The sequence below is a fragment of the Nocardia sp. NPDC003999 genome (genome assembly GCF_053604885.1).
The window spans coordinates 76,477-92,074 of record NZ_JBSGIB010000011.1; the positions used below are offsets into that span (position 1 = coordinate 76,477).

Consider the following 15,598-nt stretch of genomic DNA (forward strand, 5'->3'; position numbering starts at 1 on the left):
ACTACAGAATTCCGTAGACTAGCGTCATGCACCCGCCGACTCAGCCGTCACGATGACCGAGCGCAAGCCGCCGAAGCAGACCTTCGAATCGTGGATCGACAAGCAGATCCGCGAGGCGGCCGAGCGCGGCGAATTCGACAACCTGCCCGGTACCGGCAAACCGATTCCCGGAGTGGGCACGGCTCCCGACGAGGACTGGTGGCTGCGCGCATATCTGCGTCGCGAAGGAGTCAGCGGTGACGCGCTGCTGCCCCCGTCGCTGTTGCTGCGACGCGATATCGAGCACTTGTCCGAGACCGTGCGTGATGCGACCGGCGAGCGGGAGGTGCGAGCGGCCGTGAGTGAACTCAACAAACGCATCGTGGAGTGGCTGCGGATGCCGGAAGGACCGTTCGTGCCGATCGCTCCGGTGAACGCGGACGAGATCGTCGAGCAATGGAGGCGCGCACGCGAGGTCGCGAGGCCGAAACGCGCGCAACCCAGCCTCGAAGCCACCGGCCCCACCCGAGCGCAGACAGGCCGCATCGCGCCGCGTCCACGCCGCCAGTGGTGGCGTCGATGGCGGCGGCACGACACCGAAGCCGGATAGCGGCGGGAACGGCGATCAGGCGCCGAGTTCGGTCACCTGCTCGACCTCGGTGACCACCTTGTCCGCCAGCGCGCGCAGCGCACGCGCCTCACCCGGCGTCATCAGCTCGACGAAGACGCGACGGACCAGATCGACGTGGTTGGGCGCGGCCCGCTCCAGCGCCACCCGCCCTTGCGGCGTGAGCTGCACGATGATGCCGCGGGCATCCTCCTCCGCGGGGCGCCGCTCGACCAGTCCGCGCGCGTCCATCCTGGCCAGATGCTTGGACAGCCGGCTCTTCTCCCAGCACACCTCGGTAGCCAGCTCTTTGGCGCGCAGACACCCGTTGGCGGCTGCCGACAACGCCACCATCAGTTCGTAGTCCGCCAGGGACAGGCCGTCCTCGGCCAGCCCGGCGGAAATCGCCCCGTCCAAACGCTGGCGCAGCCGCACGTAGGCCTGCCACGTCGCCTGCTCGTCGTCACTCAACCACCGGACCATGGGAATGAAGTGTAGTCACCGTTGGTTGACATGGACACCAACTCCCGAGGAGGTCCCCATGCCCGCCGTCACTGTTCCCGACATCATGGTCCTGCCACGCCTCCCCCGCCCGGACGCGACCCTGCGCCAACGGCCGGTCCGGAGCGTGGTCACCGCGCACAAACAGCGCGAAGGCGCGGGATTCGAGGTGCGCAGGCCGTTCCCCAGCATGGATCTGCGCACGGCCGATCCCTTCATCCTGCTCGACCAGATGGGTCCGGTCGCCTACGAACCGCACGAGGCGAAGGGTGCACCGTGGCATCCGCACCGCGGCTTCGAGACGGTCACCTACATGCTCGACGGCACCATGGTGCACCACGACTCGCAGGGCGGCGGCGGCGTCATCGGCGAAGGCGACACCCAGTGGATGACCGCGGGCTCCGGCATCCTGCACGACGAGGTCCCGCCGGAGGAGATGGTCGCCTCCGGCGGCTGGTTCCACGGCATCCAGCTGTGGGTGAACCTGCCGCGCGCGCTCAAGTTCGCCACGCCGCGCTACCAGGACCTGCGCGCTCGCGAACTGACGCTGGTGAGTTCGCACGACGGCGGCGCGCTGGTGCGGCTCATCGCCGGAGAGGTCGGCGGATTCACCGGCCCCGGTTCGACATACACCCCGATCGCCTACGCCCACGCGTCGATCACGCCCGGCGGAATCCTCGAAACACCTTGGCCGCAAGAGTTCACGGCGATGGCGTACGTGCTATCCGGCAGCGGCACGGTGGGCGCGGAGCGCAGGCCGCTGAACGAGGGGCAGCTCGCGGTCTTCGGCCGCGGAGACGCGATCAGCGTGACAGCCGATGCGCGCCAAGACAATCGGACCGGAGCGCTCGAAGTCCTGCTGCTCGGCGGACAGCCGATCCGCGAACCGGTGGTGCAGTACGGGCCGTTCGTGATGAACACTCGCGCGGAGATCATCGAAGCGATGGAGGACTACCAGGCCGGACGCATGGGAAACATCCCAGCGGAACACATCCGCGGCATCGGGACGACCTCCTGAGCCACGGCACTGGGTGCGATCCCCTAATCCCCTAGTTCCGTCCCCGCGAGGTTGACAAGAGAGCGGCCCGTCACAACAGTGGATGCGGCGTCCGGTCGGACGCCCATCCACCGCAGCAACCACATACATAGAGGAATACATGAACGTTCGCCGGCTCTCCGTCAGCGCGGCCATCGCGGGATTGACCTTTCTCGCGGCTCCTGCCGCCCTAGCCGCCCCTCCGTCCGGATCCGCCGGAACCGGCTCCTCGGCCGTCGACACCGGCTCCGCCGCGACCGGCTCGGCCGGTCTGTCGCAGACCGGTTCGGCCGGTGGCGCCTACGCCAACTGCGACGACGCCCGCGCCGCGGGACACGCGCCGCTGTTCCGCGGCGAACCGGGCTACGGCCCGCACCTGGATCCCGACGGCGACGGCTTCGCCTGCCCGACGGTCTGAACCGACCGCGAAACGACGACACCCGGTGGGCATCGCCACACCGGGTGTCGTCGTTTTTCCAGCTCAGCGGAAGATCTTGAGCAGCACCAGCCCGACGACGACCGCGGCGGCGCCGATCAGGCTGTATTTCACCTTCGGCTCGTTCAGCTTCGAGACCACGATCTGCTTGGTGTCGTCCGCGATCCGATGCGGGTCCGCGCGTACCGCGAGTTCGTCGAGCGTGCTCGCCAGCCGAGTGCGGGCGGCCTCGATCTCCTGCTCGATCCGCTCGGTATCCCTTGCCACGTTCCACCCTCCTGTTGTCGATTGCCGCACCCGGTGCACGAATCGGGCCGCACGCTCGGCCGTTCGCGGAGCACCCGGGGCTCGCGGACGAGTCTATCCGCCGCCACGCGCCGCTATCCGGCCGCGCGAGGATCTCCGGTCGGGACCTTCGGATACCGTGCAGAAGGTGACCACCAACCAACGACTCTCCCCGGGCGACACCGCCCCCGACTTCACGCTTCCCGACGCCGACGGCAAGGACGTCTCGCTGTCGGACTACCGCGGTCGCAGGGTGATCGTGTACTTCTACCCCGCCGCGAGCACGCCCGGCTGCACCAAGCAAGCCTGCGACTTCCGCGACAACCTGGCCGACCTGGACGGCGCGGGCATCGACGTCGTCGGCATCTCACCGGACAAGCCCGCCAAGCTGGCCAAGTTCCGCGACGCGGAACGGCTGACCTTCCCGCTGCTGTCGGATCCCGATCGCGCCGTGCTCACCGCGTGGGGCGCGTACGGAGAGAAGACCATGTACGGCAAGACGGTCGTCGGCGTCATCCGCTCGACCTTCCTGGTGGACGAAGCGGGCAAGATCGCCGTCGCGCAGTACAACGTCCGCGCCACCGGCCACGTCGCCAAGTTGCGCCGCGATCTGTCGGTGTAGCGCGGGCAACGAAAAGCCCGGCGCCGCAGGGGCGCCGGGCCGAAGTCGGGTGGATCGGATCACACCTGCCACACCTGCTGGGCTGCCCACTGCGCCATCAGGCGAAGGTGCTCGTCCCACCAGTCCGCGGCTTCCGGGGTGAACACGGCGGGTGGTGGGGCCTCACCGGGGAACAGCAACGCGGCGTCGGGTGCGCCCACCTTACGATCGGTCGGGACCCCGGTCCCCGGCAGGAGCGGCTCCGGGGTTTCCGTCTCCGGCCTGGTTGTCGCGTCTGCGGCGACCAACGGCAACGGACGATGCCGCGGGGCGAGCCCCCCGCGCTGGTCCGGAAGCCACACTCCGGTCGTGGTGGCGTCGCCGCCCCGCGGCCCGTCGAACGACTCGTCCGCCTCGGTGTCCGCGGGACGGACCGGCTCTACCGGATGCGTCGCGCCTGCGCCCTCGATCCGGGCGTCCGCCACGACGGTCGGTGTCGGCTGCGCGGAATCGTTCAGCAGATAGCTCCCGCCGACGACCATTCCGCTTGCCAGCACACCGGCCGCGGCGAACACCGCGACGCCGCCGCGCGCCCGACTCGACTCGCTCACCGGCCCGACGTAACTGTCCTGCTCCAGCCGGGCGCTCAACGCCGCGCCCGCGGCGGACGCGAAAGCGCCTACGGTGCAGGGGATCACCGGAGCCCCGAATTTCTCGACCGCCCTCAGCACCGCGGAGCCCGCGCCCGCCGAGCCGATCAGCGCCACCGCGTCCGGCCGCGCGCCGGCCGCGTCCAGCTGATCCCACGCCGCCGTGACGCCGATGCCCAGCGACCGGGGCGTCGCCCGGCCCGCCTGCCCCACGGCGGCGAGCACCCGGCGGCGGCCCCGGTCGACCAGGGTGAACGCGTGGTACCCGGGCACCACCTCGCACACCAGCAGGTTGTCGTAGGCGTCGAGCCACGTCATCATGCTCGCCACGCTCAGGTGGGCCGATTTCACCGAGACCAGCGAGGCGCTGTGCCACGGGCCTGCCGCCAGCCGGGTCACGATGGCGCGCCGCTCCGCGGCGTCCCGATAGGCGACGGCTACGCCACCGACTTCCCGCTCCGAGCCCAGCCCGGCGGCCAGGGCGTCCAGCGCGGTCTCGACCGCCTCGGCCACGTCCGCCTTGCTGTCGCCGTCCGTTCGCTCGATCCGGCGCAGCAGCACCCGATCGGCCAGCTTCCTGCCGTCGGCGAGCGCTACCGCGTGCACGGCACCGCGTTCGGTCGAAACGCCGAGAGTCACCACAGATTCAGCTACCACTGATCACGCCTTCCCCTCTGTGCATTGACCGAGCTCACGGGCTTGCCGAAAGCCATGAGCCCCATGGATTCCCCTGCTCGGAACACACGTCGCGATGCACGCGCGCTCGGTATATGTTCGATGCCGCATCGGTTACGGATGGGTAGCGGAAATCAAGTCAGCTGGACGCGAACGGCGGATGCGCGTATCGCACGCTTGTCCCTACCGTTAGCCTGGATGCGTGGAAGTACGCGCGGAGGCCAGGGTGAAGCACCGTCTGGACCCTGCGTTGGAGCTGCAGGACGACCCACAGGAGCTCATGCCGCGACGCCGGCCGACGCAGGAACGCAGCAAACGAAAGTTCGACGCCTTACTCCAGGCGTCCAGGGAGCTGCTCGTCGAGGTCGGGTTCGAGTCGTTCACCTGCGAGGAGGTGGCGGCCAGGGCGGAGGTGCCGATCGGCACGCTGTACCAGTTCTTCGCCAACAAGTACGTCATCGTCTGTGAGCTGAATCGCCAAGATCTGGTTGCCGTTTCCCAGGAGCTGGCCGACTTCCACGGTGAGATTCCCTCGCTGGACTGGTTGCGGCACATGAACCAGTTCGTCGACCACCTGGCCAACCTCTGGATGACCGACCCGTCCCGGCGGGAGGTGTGGCTGGCCATGCAGTCCACGCCGTCCACCCGGGCCACCGGGGCGATCCACGAGAAGCAGTTCGCCGAGGTCGTGTCGCAGATGCTGCGCCCGCTCACGCCGCGCACTCCGCGGGCACGGCGCACCATGATGGCGGAAGTGCTGGTGCACGTGGTCTATTCGATGCTCAACTTCTCCGTGCAGGACGAGCAGAGCAGCGCCGAAGCGGTCGCCGAACTCAAGCGGCTGATGGTCGCCTACCTGCTGGTCGCGGAGAAGGAATCGCGGACCGGCGGCCAAAAATAAGTGGTGGTCCCGGCCGGAACCGGGACCAACCGCGCGACTCAACCGGCGCTCTCGCGGCCTTCGATGAGGTCGGCCAGCTCGCCCGGGTCCTCCAGCACCACCATCGCGGCGGCGGTGTCGCCGTCGTGGGTCAGCGACAGGTGAACCCTTACCCGGGGCAGGAATTCGGCGGCCAGGCCGTGCAGCTTGATGCTCGGCCTGCCCCACGCGTCGTTGACCACCTCGATCAGCGGATAGGGGTTGTCCCCGATCTGCGGGCGGCGGGCGAACCGCGACGACGCCCATGCTTTGAGCACCGCCTCTTTCGCCGCCCACCGCGCCGCGTAGCTGCGCGCCGGGTCGGTCCCTTTGCTCTGGCAGTAGCGCCGCTCACCCGCGGTGAAACTTTCCCGGAGCATCGTCGTTCCGGCGCGTTCGAGCTGTTCGGCGAACTCGGAGATGGTCACCAAGTCCAAGCCGATACCGAGGATCGTCATAGGCGGCCAGCCTACGAGGTCCTCGGCGAGCCCGCGCACGGACCCGGCGCGGCGAGTTGCCCCGCCGCGCTTCCGGTTACGCGCATCCGATGCCCTTCGCGCGGTAGGCGCCGTCCTGATCCAGGCGCGCCTCCGGCGAGAGCAGCACGTCGGCCTCCAGCTGACGCGCCCGCTGGGACGGGGTGCCCTCCCCGCCGAGCCTGCGATCCGCGGGACGTTCGTACAGCGGCGCGCCGCCGCACATCGCCTCCACGAACCGCTGGCGGCCGGTCAGCTGACGCTCCTGCGCCGTGCGCTGGTACTCCTCGCGCCGTCCCGGCTCGATGGCCTGGATGAACGCCTCCGGGTGCACGATCGCCAGCAGACCGTTCACGTGGCCGAAGCCGAGCGAGGTGACCAGACCCGCCTTCAGCGGAAGGCGCCCGCCCAGCCGCAGCGGTTCGCGCAGCCACACCAGGTGCGGGAAGGCCAGCATCTTCTCGTCGACGCAGTCGAGGCTGCGGTTCGGCGGGATGACGCCCTGCTCCAGCACCTGGCACAGGCCGATGAGCTGGAATGCGGCCGCCCCGCCCTTCGCGTGCCCGGTGAGGGTCTTCTGCGAGACGACGAACAGCGGAGCGCCGTCCGAGCGCCCGATGGCCGTCGCGAGCCGCTCGTGCAGTTCCGACTCGTTCGGGTCGTTGGCGGCCGTCGAGGTGTCGTGCTTGGACACCACCGCGATCTCGTCCGGGGTGACGCCGAGCTTGCGCAGTTCGGTCGCCAGCCGGGATTCCGTCCCGCCACGACCGGCGCCCAGCGCGCCCAGGCCCGGAGCCGGGATGGACGTGTGCACGCCGTCGGCGAAGGACTGCGCGTAGGCCACCACGCCCAGCACCGGCAGGCCCATCTCCAGCGCGACGCTGCCGCGCGCCAGCAGGACCGTGCCGCCGCCCTGCGATTCGATGAACCCGCCGCGGCGGCGATCGTTGGCGCGGGAGAAGTACCGGTCGCTGATGCCCTTGGCGCTCATGGCCGCGGAATCCGCGGTGGCCGACATGTCACCGAAGCCGACGATGCCTTCGATGCCGAGATCGTCGTAGCCGCCTGCCACGACCAGATCGGCCTTGCCCAGCCGGATCTTGTCGACGCCCTCCTCGACCGACACCGCGGCGGTCGCGCAGGCCGCCACCGGATGCACCATCGCGCCGTAGCTGCCGACGTAGGACTGCACCACGTGCGCCAGCGCCACGTTCGGCAGCGCCTCCTGCAGGATGTCGTTCGGCCGCGACTCACCGAGCAGGTTGTCGATGTACAGCGAGCGCATCGAGGACATGCCGCCCATGCCGGTGCCCTGCGTGTTGGCGACCAGCGAGGGGTGCACCCAGCTCATCAGCTCAGCGGGGCTGAACCCGGAGCCGATGAACGCGTCGACCGTGCAGACGATGTTCCACAGCGCGACCCGGTCCACCGAAGCGGCCATATCGGGCGAGATGCCCCAGATGGTCGGGTCCCAGCCGGTCGGGATCTGGCCGCCGACGGTGCGCGAGAGCTTGGCCCGGCGCGGCACGCGGATCTCCGTGCCCGCTCGGCGCGTCACCGTCCAGTCGCCGGAGTCCGCGACCGGTGTGATCACCGTGTGCTCCGGATCGGCGGCGTGGAAGGCACGCGCCTCGGCCTCGCCGCCCACCGTGAACGACAGGTCCTGGTCGAGGAAGACCGAGGTCATCAGTGGGGCCGAATTGTCGGTCATGGCGCCGTCGTCCTCGTAGCGGCGCACACCGCAACGGGCGACCACGGCGTCGTGGTAACGCTCGGCCAGCTCGTGCTCGGGGACGTAGTCACCGGACGCGGCGTCGTACCAGCCCGGCTTCGGGTCGTTCTCCCAGGTGACCATGCCGGTGGTCCAAGCCAGTTCCAGCACGCCCGCCGCCGACAGTTCGTCGGAGACCTCCATCTCGAATCGGGTGCGCGCCGAGCCGTACGGGCCCAGCTCGCCCGCGCCGACGATGACCACCATGTCGGCCGGATCCACAGTCACCTCGCCCCACTCGGGCACCGGCAGCGCGGAGGTCACGGTCGGCGGCGCCGGCAGTGCGGCGATCGTGCGACCCGCGTCCGCGTCGGTCTCCGCCTCCGCCTGCTCCGCGGCCTGCTTGGCCAGCGCGGGCAGGTCCAGCTTGGCCCTGGCCAACCCACCGGTCAGGTCGATCTGCTGCGGGCCGGTCGCGGTCACCTGGCGGGCCCGCGAGGTGCACCACTTGAGCAACTCGTCGGCCATCTCCGCGGTGGACCAGGTCTGCACACCCGCCTTCTCGACCGCCTCGACCATCGGGTCGTTGTGGCCCATCAGGCCGGTGCCACGCACCCAGCCGATCAGCGCGTGCACCAGGGTGACCCGGGTCGACCACGACTTCTCGGCCCGCCACTTGGCGACCACCGCGTCCAGCGCCGCCTTCGACTCGCCGTAGGCGCCGTCGCCGCCGAACATGCCGCGGTTGGGCGAACCCGGCAGCACCACGTGCAGTTTCGCGTCCACGTCGTGATCGGCGCCCAGCTTGGACAGCCCGCCGATCAGCCGTTCGACCGACCAGAGCAGCACGCGCATCTCCATTTCGGCGCGCGCGCCCGCGTCCGCGAGGTCACCGGCCACTCGCGGCGCCGCGAACGGCAGCAGCAGCGTGGGCGTCATCGCGTCCTTGACCTTGATCTTCGCGCCGCCCGCGCTGTCGACCTGCTCGGTGCCGATCCAGTCGATCAGGGCGTCGACGTCCTGGTAGGACGCCATGTTGGCGGGCACCACCCACAGAGCCGCGCCGTGCCGGGCGTTGTCGCGGTAGAGCTTCCGGTAGAAGGCGAGGCGTTCGTCGTTCAGCGACGACGTGGTGACCACGACTGTGGCGCCACCGCTGAGCAGCCTGCCGGTCGTCGCCGCCGCGATGGATCCCTTGCTGGCGCCGGTGATCACCGCGATGTCGGAGGACCACAGCCCGGGCTCCTCCGTGCTCAGCGCCGCCTCGGCGATGCGCTCGTACAGGCCGGCCAGCACCGAGCGCGCTTCGTGCATCGCCCGCTGCCGCCACCAGTTCGCCTGCGCCGCAACGGCTTCCCCCGCACCGATGAACCCGGTGACCGGTCCGTTCGCGCTGCCTGCGTCGTCGGCGAGCCACAGCCGGGCCAAGTCCTCGCGCGCCGTGGCCCACCGGTCGTCCAGCAGCACCGCCTTGCGGGCGTCGAACGCGGGCGCCACCAGACGCGGCCAGTCCGAACCGAGTTCGGCCGACACCAGATCGACCAGGGAGTTGTCGGTCGCTTCCGGCGCGGAGACGCGCTCGGAAAGTCCGAGCTGTTCCAGTACGACGCGCGCGGCCGTGGCGAGCACGCCGTCGCGTCCGGTGATCTGCTCGGTGAACTCGCCCAGCGCGGCGGCGTCGACGGTCGCACCGCCACCGCCGCCCGCCGAGGGCAGCGACACCGCGACACCGCGACGGGCCGCGACGGCCTGCACGGCGGCATCGATGGCCGCGTCGACCGAGGCGGCGTCGCCCAGCGCGCCGGAGACGAGGCCGCCCAGGTCGCCACCACGCACGCTGGTGCCTTCCCTGGTGCCCAGCGACACCTCGGCGGTCACGTGGCTGGCCCACCCGTCACCGAGTTCCCAGACCTTCTTGACCCGGTCCGCGATGGCGGCCGGACGCTTGCCGGACGGCCCGAACACCTTGCGCAGATGGTCGCCGATGGCGTCGGTGAGCACCGTGCCGAACGGACGGTAGGTACGGGCGAGCCGCTCCACCGTCGCGGACAGCGCACCCATGTCGGCGTCGGCCGCGCCGTCGATCGCGCCGAGCGAGAGCTCGGAGCCGAGGTCGACCAGCAGCTGGTTACGCCGGGAGGAAACGCCGTCGCACAGGCCCTCGATGGTGTCCACCGGGCCGATCTGGTCCAGCCGCAACTTGGTCCACAGCGCGATCAGCACGCGCGTGGCGTCGGCGGCGGTGAACGCGATGTCGTCCGGACGCGGGCCGCCCGAACTCGGGGCGGGCGCGGCCACGGGTGCGGCGGCGACGGCCGCTGCCGGAGCCGCTGCGGCGGCAGGCTCCTCCACCGGCTCGTCGACCGGGGCGGGATCGGTGTCGGTCGCGTAGACGATCGCCGCCTCGCGCTCGATGTTGAGCACTTCCACCTTGGCTCCGCCGAAAGCGGGGAGCTTCAACGTCTGGCTGGCCAGGTTGGCCACCGTCGGCGTCGCGCCGAGACCGATCTCGATGAACCGCTCGATGCCGAGGCCGCCCTGTGCGGGGTCGGTGAACAGCAGGTCCTGGGTCTCGATCCAGCGCACCGGGCTGGCGAACTGCCACGCGAGCAACTCGATCAGCACCACGCGGCACAACTCGGTCGGCCGGGCGGCCCAGCTGTCGAAGTCGGCCAGCACCTCCGCGAGCGGTTCGGACGGCACCAGGTCCGCGATCTCCTGCACGAACGCCCGCTCGAGTGTGAAAAGCCTCGGCACCAGGTTCGGGATGTAGCGGCCGATCAAGGTCTCCGGGCGCAGATCCACCGGCAGCAGCTGCTCGAGCTTCTGCCGGAACTCCGGAACGCCCTTGCGCAGCACCGTCGAGTGGAACGGCACGTCGATGCCGGGGACCAGGATGAACGCCCGCTTGCCGCCGAATTCGGCGCGACGACGGTCGATCTCCTGCTCCAGCGCGTCCAGCCCGGCCACCGTGCCCGCGATCGCGTACTGCGAACCGCGCAGGTTCAGGTTGACCACCTCGAGGAACTCCCCGACCCGATCGCCGACTTCCTTGACGAAGCCGACGACCTCCGCGTCGGGCAATCCGATCTGTGAGGGCCGGATCGCAGCCATCCGATAGTCGCTGCGTCCCTGCGCATCCCGCGGCACCAGCTCGTGCATCGCGGAACCGCGCTGGAACACGACCTCGAGCACCGCCTCCAGCGGCAGCACTCCGGCGACGGCGGCGAGCGCGTTGTACTCGCCCACCGAGTGGCCCGCGAGCAGCGCGCCCTCGACGAACGCACCGGACTCGCGCAGTTCCGCCACCTGGGCGACGCCGAGGGTCGCCATGGCGACCTGGGTGAACTGGGTCAGGTGCAGCACGCCGTCCGGGTGGCGGTGTTCGACGCCGCGCGCCTTCAGGTAGGTCGGGTTGTCGCGCACCACGGCGAGAATCGAGAAGCCGAGCGCCGCACGGGTGTGCTTGTCCGCGCGGTCCCAGATCTCCTTGGCCGCCTTCGACCGGGAGCGGGCATCCAGCCCCATCCCCTTGCGCTGGATGCCCTGTCCGGGGAAGGCGTAGACGGTCTTCGGCGCCACGGTGCGACCGGTCGCGGTCATCACCAGCTCGCCTTCGGTGCGGCAGGAGACCTCGACGACCTCGCTGCCCGCGTCGAGCGCTACCCGCTCGACGCGCACATCGATCTGCGCCCCGGGACGGACCATGCCGAGGAACCGGGTGGTCCACGCGGTCACCGTCCGCGCGGGTACCGAACTCGTGGGATCGACCGCCGACACGACGTGCTGCGCGGCCGCCGACAGCCACATGCCGTGCACGATCGGGCTGCCGAGCCCGGCGAGCTTCGCCGCGGCATCGCTGGTGTGGATCGGGTTGTGGTCGCCGGAGACGGCGGCGAAGGCGTGCATGGTGCGCGGAGCCACGATCGTGACGTCGCGGCGACGCCTGCGCGGGGTGTCGGTGGCCGCGTCGGACACCGTGCCAGCCGCGCGCGGCGGATCGGCCAGTTCGCCCGCGCCGTTGCGCCCGCGGATCGCGAACCGCTCGGTGAGGGTGGCCAGCACCGGCATCGACATCCCGGTCTCGGGCTTGTCCAGCATGGCGGTGATCCGCACGTGCACCTCGACGACCCGGCCCAGGTCGGTGTCGACGGTCTCACCGGCCTCCGCGCGCACCGCCAGCACACTGGTCTCGGCGGGCAGCGCACCGGCGAGGTGCACTTGGTGGTCCAGGTGCACCAGGTCGAGCATGCCCTCGATGACGCTCTCGCCCTTCGCGGTGCGGGTCGCGCCGAGCACCGCGAACACGGCGGGCCAGCACGCGCCGACCAGCACGTCCGGCACGGTGCGGCCGAGCGTGCTCAGCGTGGCGGGCAGGCCGGAGCCGGTGACCCCGGCGTGATCGGCGATGAGATCCGGCGTCCAGGCCAGATTCACGTGGGCGACCTTGCCCTTGACCTCGGGCAGATCCTGGCCCGCGGCGACCGCGAGCAGCGCGGCCATGGCCTCGTCGGCGTCGGCCTCGGTGACGACCGGGGCGCCACCGTTGTAGACCGAGGTCGGCACGGTGATCCGGATGCGCACCGCGTTGCCCGCCAGCAGCGGGACGGTCAGCTCCACGTAGGCGTGCTCCGGCTCGGCGCCTGGGGTCTCGACCAGCGTCGCGCCGGTGGGCGGATGCACCGCACCCTTGCCGTCGACGACCCACTCGGACAGGTCACCGAGCCGGTGCACCGGGCTGATCGCGGTGCGTCCGGCCCACTGCACGTCCGGGGCGGCCAGCACGGCGTCGATCGGGCCGCTCGTGACGCCCGCCGTGCGACGCGCGTCCACCGGGGTTGGCGCCACGCCCGCGCGCACCAGGGAGTACGCCGTGTCCTGTTCGAAGCGGTCGAGCAGTTCGCCGACCGGCTCGTCGACCCGGGTGATGCCCGCGACCGCGACCGTGCCGGGGATGACGCACACCTGATCGGCCGAGTAGCGCGGATCGTGCGCCTGCCACAGTGAATCCGAGCGCCACCAGCGACGCACGTCGCCGTCCACGACGGGCACGAAGTTCACCGGCTTGCCCGGGGTCTTGCACAACGCGATGAAGAACGGGACGTCGGCCGGGTGCAGCAGCGTCTGCGCCGTGGCGGGATAGGCGTCCTTCAAGGCGCACAGCGCCGCGACCGGGTTCTCGAAGTCGTCGTCACTCGCGAACAGCGTGGGGATCTCGCCGCGGTCGGCCGGGTGCAGCCGGGATTCGGTGCGGCGCACCATCTCCGCGAACCGGTCCCGCCAGGTGATGTCCAACCACACCGAACGCGTCGCCTCGGCGATCGCGTCGCCCAGGTCGCTGCCGCAGTCGAAGTCCTTGCGCCGGTCCAGCCCGACCGCGAGCTCGACGTAGCGCTCCAGCCAGTCCTGGTAGGTCATGGTGGCCAGGTCGCCGAAGTACGGCTTGGCGGTGGCGTTCAGCGCCGCGATGATCTCGTCGCGACGCGCCGCGACCGCCTCCGCGTCGCCCGCGACCTCGTCCAGCAGTCGGCCGGTGCGCGAAGCGGCGTTGTCGATCTCGTGGATGTCGGCGCCCAGCTGGCTGCGGCCCGAGGCCATGCCGCCGGACGCGGTGCCCGCACCGACCCAGTCGGGCGTGCCGGGAGTGTCCACGAGCAGTTGCTTGACCTCCGGCGCGGTGGTGGCCTCCAGCGTGGCCATGGCCGCCGTGCCGACCAGCACGCCGTCCAGCGGCATCACCGGGTAGCCGTGCCGGACCGCCCACTGGCCGGTGAGGTACTCCGTCGCGCGCTCGGGGGTTCCGATGCCACCGCCGACGCACACCACGACATTGGCGCGGTTGCGCAGCTCGGAGTAGGTGTCCAGCAGCAGGTCGTCCAGGTCCTCCCAGGAGTGGTGACCACCGGCCTTGCCGCCCTCGATGTGCATGATCACCGGGTAGTCCGGGACCTCGTCGGCGATGCGCAGCACGGCCCGGATCTGGGCGACCGTGCCCGGCTTGAACGCGACGTGGCTGATCCCGACCTCGGTGAGTTCCTGGATCAGCGCGACAGCTTCCTCCAGCTCGGGAATGCCCGCCGTCACGATGACGCCGTCGAACGGGGCGCCTGCCGTGCGGGCCCGCTGCACCAGTCGCTTTCCGCCCAGCTGCAGCTTCCACAGGTAGGGGTCGAGGAACAAGGAGTTGAACTGCACCGAGCGCCCCGGGTGCAGCAGCGTCCGCAGCTCGGCCACCCGGTCGGCGAAGATCTGCTCGGTCACCTGCCCGCCGCCGGCCAGCTCCGCCCAGTGGCCCGCGTTCGCCGCGGCCGCGACGATCTTCGCGTCGACCGTGGTCGGAGTCATGCCCGCGAGCAGGATCGGCGAGCGCCCGGTCAGCTTGGTGAAGGCCGTCTCGACCACGATGCGCCCGTTGGGCAGCCGCACCGGCCGCGGCGCGAACGCCGACCACGGGGCCGCGGGCTCCGGCGCGGCACCGGGGGTGAGCAGGCTGCGCTGTCCGGCGCGGGTAGCGGCCGCGATGATGCCGAGGCCGGTGCCCTTCAGCGTGCCCCCCGTGACGCGGGAGAGCAGGTCGCCCGGGCCCAGGTCAAGGATCCACTCCGCGCCCGCGGAGATCACGCCCTCGACGACGGCCACCCAGTCGATCGGATCGACCAGGATCTGCCGCGCCAGCTCGCCCGCCAGCTCCTTGTCCAGGCCGCACTGGTCGGCCCAGCTGCTCACCAGGTCGACGGTGTCGGCCAGCGCCGGGTGGTGGAAAGCCACGTCGACGGCCACGTCCTCGAAGACCGGAGCGAACACCGAGCCGCCGCGCACCTTCGCGTCGCGCTCGCGCGCCTGCTCGTCGTGGATCTGCGCGCACCGCTGCCGCACCCGCTCCAGCTGCGCGGGCGGCCCGGACAGCACCGCGCGCCGACGTCCGTTGCGGATCGAGACCACCACGGCCGCAGCGGGATCGGATCCGTCACACACCTCGGCCACCACGGCGCCGAGCTGCTCGGGATCGACATTGGACACCGCGACCATCGGCGAGCGCTCGCCCACCGGCATCAGCCCGCGCCGCCGCGCGACCAAACCCGCTGCGGCGCCGATCATCTGGGCTACCGCGAGCAGCTCCGCGTCGCGGGCGCCACCGGCTTCGACCGCGGCGGCGGCGAGCAGACCCTGCGAATGCCCGACGATCGCGACCGGCGCGTGCTCGGCCGGATCCAAGCCTTGCAGCCGCAGCGCCCGCACGGCCGCCACCTGGGTCAGCAGCACACCGGGCATGGACACCGCCGCCGAGCGCAGTACAGCGTCGGACGGGGCCGCGGAGATCTCGCCCTCGTCACCGTCGGCGAGTTCGTTCTCCAGCATCCAGCCGATCGGGTCGAAGCCGACCGGACGAACCACCAGCAACTGCGCCGCGACCGGCTCCAACAGCGCCGCCGCCTCGTTGACCAGCGCGGTCAGCTCCGGCTCCAGCGCACTGTCGCGCGCGATCTCCTCCAGCTCGCTCAGCCACTGCGCACCCTGCCCACCGAAGGCGAGCGCGTACGACACGCCGCCGAGCAGACGATCCAACAGCGGCGACCGCGCCCCGCCCGACGCGGCCTTCCCGGCGGCGGCAGCCACCTTCGTGCTCTGTCCGGCTTCGGTCTTGGTGCTCTCGTTGATCGTCAAGACGCTTCGACTTCCTTCTCCATGCGACATGCCTCGGCGACACGCCGGTCCCTACCG

Annotated in this window: 10 protein-coding genes; 5 read left to right on the forward strand and 5 right to left on the reverse strand. The window is 70.9% G+C overall.

Annotated features, from left to right (window positions below; all coding sequences use genetic code 11):
* Positions 1-52 precede the first annotated feature (52 nt).
* Positions 53-589 (forward strand): DnaJ family domain-containing protein, encoded by a 537-nt coding sequence (locus ACWESM_RS21995; protein WP_452493457.1) that lies wholly within the window; start codon positions 53-55, stop codon positions 587-589.
* 15 nt (positions 590-604) lie between these two features.
* On the opposite strand, the gene ACWESM_RS22000 is transcribed toward ACWESM_RS21995, so the two are convergent.
* Positions 605-1,057, reverse strand: a complete 453-nt coding sequence (locus ACWESM_RS22000; RefSeq protein ID WP_355075850.1) for a MarR family winged helix-turn-helix transcriptional regulator — start codon at positions 1,055-1,057, stop codon at positions 605-607.
* A gap of 70 nt (positions 1,058-1,127) precedes the next feature.
* Here ACWESM_RS22000 and ACWESM_RS22005 point away from each other — a divergent pair, with 70 nt between their 5' ends.
* Positions 1,128-2,105 (forward strand): pirin family protein, encoded by a 978-nt coding sequence (locus ACWESM_RS22005; RefSeq protein ID WP_452493458.1) that lies wholly within the window; start codon positions 1,128-1,130, stop codon positions 2,103-2,105.
* A 139-nt stretch (positions 2,106-2,244) separates the two neighbouring features.
* Positions 2,245-2,541, forward strand: a complete 297-nt coding sequence (locus ACWESM_RS22010; protein WP_355075846.1) for an excalibur calcium-binding domain-containing protein — start codon at positions 2,245-2,247, stop codon at positions 2,539-2,541.
* A gap of 63 nt (positions 2,542-2,604) precedes the next feature.
* Here ACWESM_RS22010 and ACWESM_RS22015 read toward each other — a convergent pair whose 3' ends face one another.
* Positions 2,605-2,826, reverse strand: a complete 222-nt coding sequence (locus tag ACWESM_RS22015) for a DUF3618 domain-containing protein (RefSeq protein ID WP_067802691.1) — start codon at positions 2,824-2,826, stop codon at positions 2,605-2,607.
* A 166-nt stretch (positions 2,827-2,992) separates the two neighbouring features.
* On the opposite strand from ACWESM_RS22015, the gene bcp reads away from it, so the two are divergent.
* Positions 2,993-3,466 carry a thioredoxin-dependent thiol peroxidase gene (gene bcp, locus ACWESM_RS22020; RefSeq protein WP_452493460.1) on the forward strand — a complete coding sequence of 158 codons (474 nt, stop codon included), beginning with the start codon at positions 2,993-2,995 and terminating at the stop codon, positions 3,464-3,466.
* A 59-nt stretch (positions 3,467-3,525) separates the two neighbouring features.
* On the opposite strand, the gene ACWESM_RS22025 is transcribed toward bcp, so the two are convergent.
* The gene (locus ACWESM_RS22025) at positions 3,526-4,752 is read right to left on the reverse strand and encodes a hypothetical protein (protein ID WP_355075842.1); all 1,227 of its coding nucleotides are present in this window, start codon (positions 4,750-4,752) and stop codon (positions 3,526-3,528) included.
* A gap of 298 nt (positions 4,753-5,050) precedes the next feature.
* Here ACWESM_RS22025 and ACWESM_RS22030 point away from each other — a divergent pair, with 298 nt between their 5' ends.
* Positions 5,051-5,671 (forward strand): TetR/AcrR family transcriptional regulator, encoded by a 621-nt coding sequence (locus ACWESM_RS22030; RefSeq protein WP_355075985.1) that lies wholly within the window; start codon positions 5,051-5,053, stop codon positions 5,669-5,671.
* Positions 5,672-5,709: 38 nt separating this feature from the next.
* Here the strand turns inward: ACWESM_RS22030 and acpS are convergent, their stop codons facing one another.
* On the reverse strand, positions 5,710-6,147 hold the full coding sequence (acpS, locus tag ACWESM_RS22035; RefSeq protein ID WP_039796489.1) for a holo-ACP synthase AcpS: 438 nt from the start codon (positions 6,145-6,147) through the stop codon (positions 5,710-5,712).
* Between the two features lie 76 nt (positions 6,148-6,223).
* Entirely contained in the window at positions 6,224-15,541 is a 9,318-nt protein-coding gene (locus ACWESM_RS22040; protein ID WP_452493463.1) for a fatty acid synthase subunit beta domain-containing protein, read from the reverse strand.
* Positions 15,542-15,598 lie beyond the last annotated feature (57 nt).

Bases quoted from the DNA above. Each gene is read 5' to 3' on its own strand.
- ACWESM_RS22030 (WP_355075985.1), top strand. From the start codon at position 5,051: ATGCCGCGACGCCGGCCGACGCAGGAACGCAGCAAACGAAAGTTCGAC.
- ACWESM_RS22005 (WP_452493458.1), top strand. From the start codon at position 1,128: ATGCCCGCCGTCACTGTTCCCGACATCATGGTCCTGCCACGCCTCCCC.
- ACWESM_RS22010 (WP_355075846.1), top strand. From the start codon at position 2,245: ATGAACGTTCGCCGGCTCTCCGTCAGCGCGGCCATCGCGGGATTGACC.
- acpS (WP_039796489.1), bottom strand. From the start codon at position 6,147: ATGACGATCCTCGGTATCGGCTTGGACTTGGTGACCATCTCCGAGTTC.
- ACWESM_RS21995 (WP_452493457.1), top strand. From the start codon at position 53: ATGACCGAGCGCAAGCCGCCGAAGCAGACCTTCGAATCGTGGATCGAC.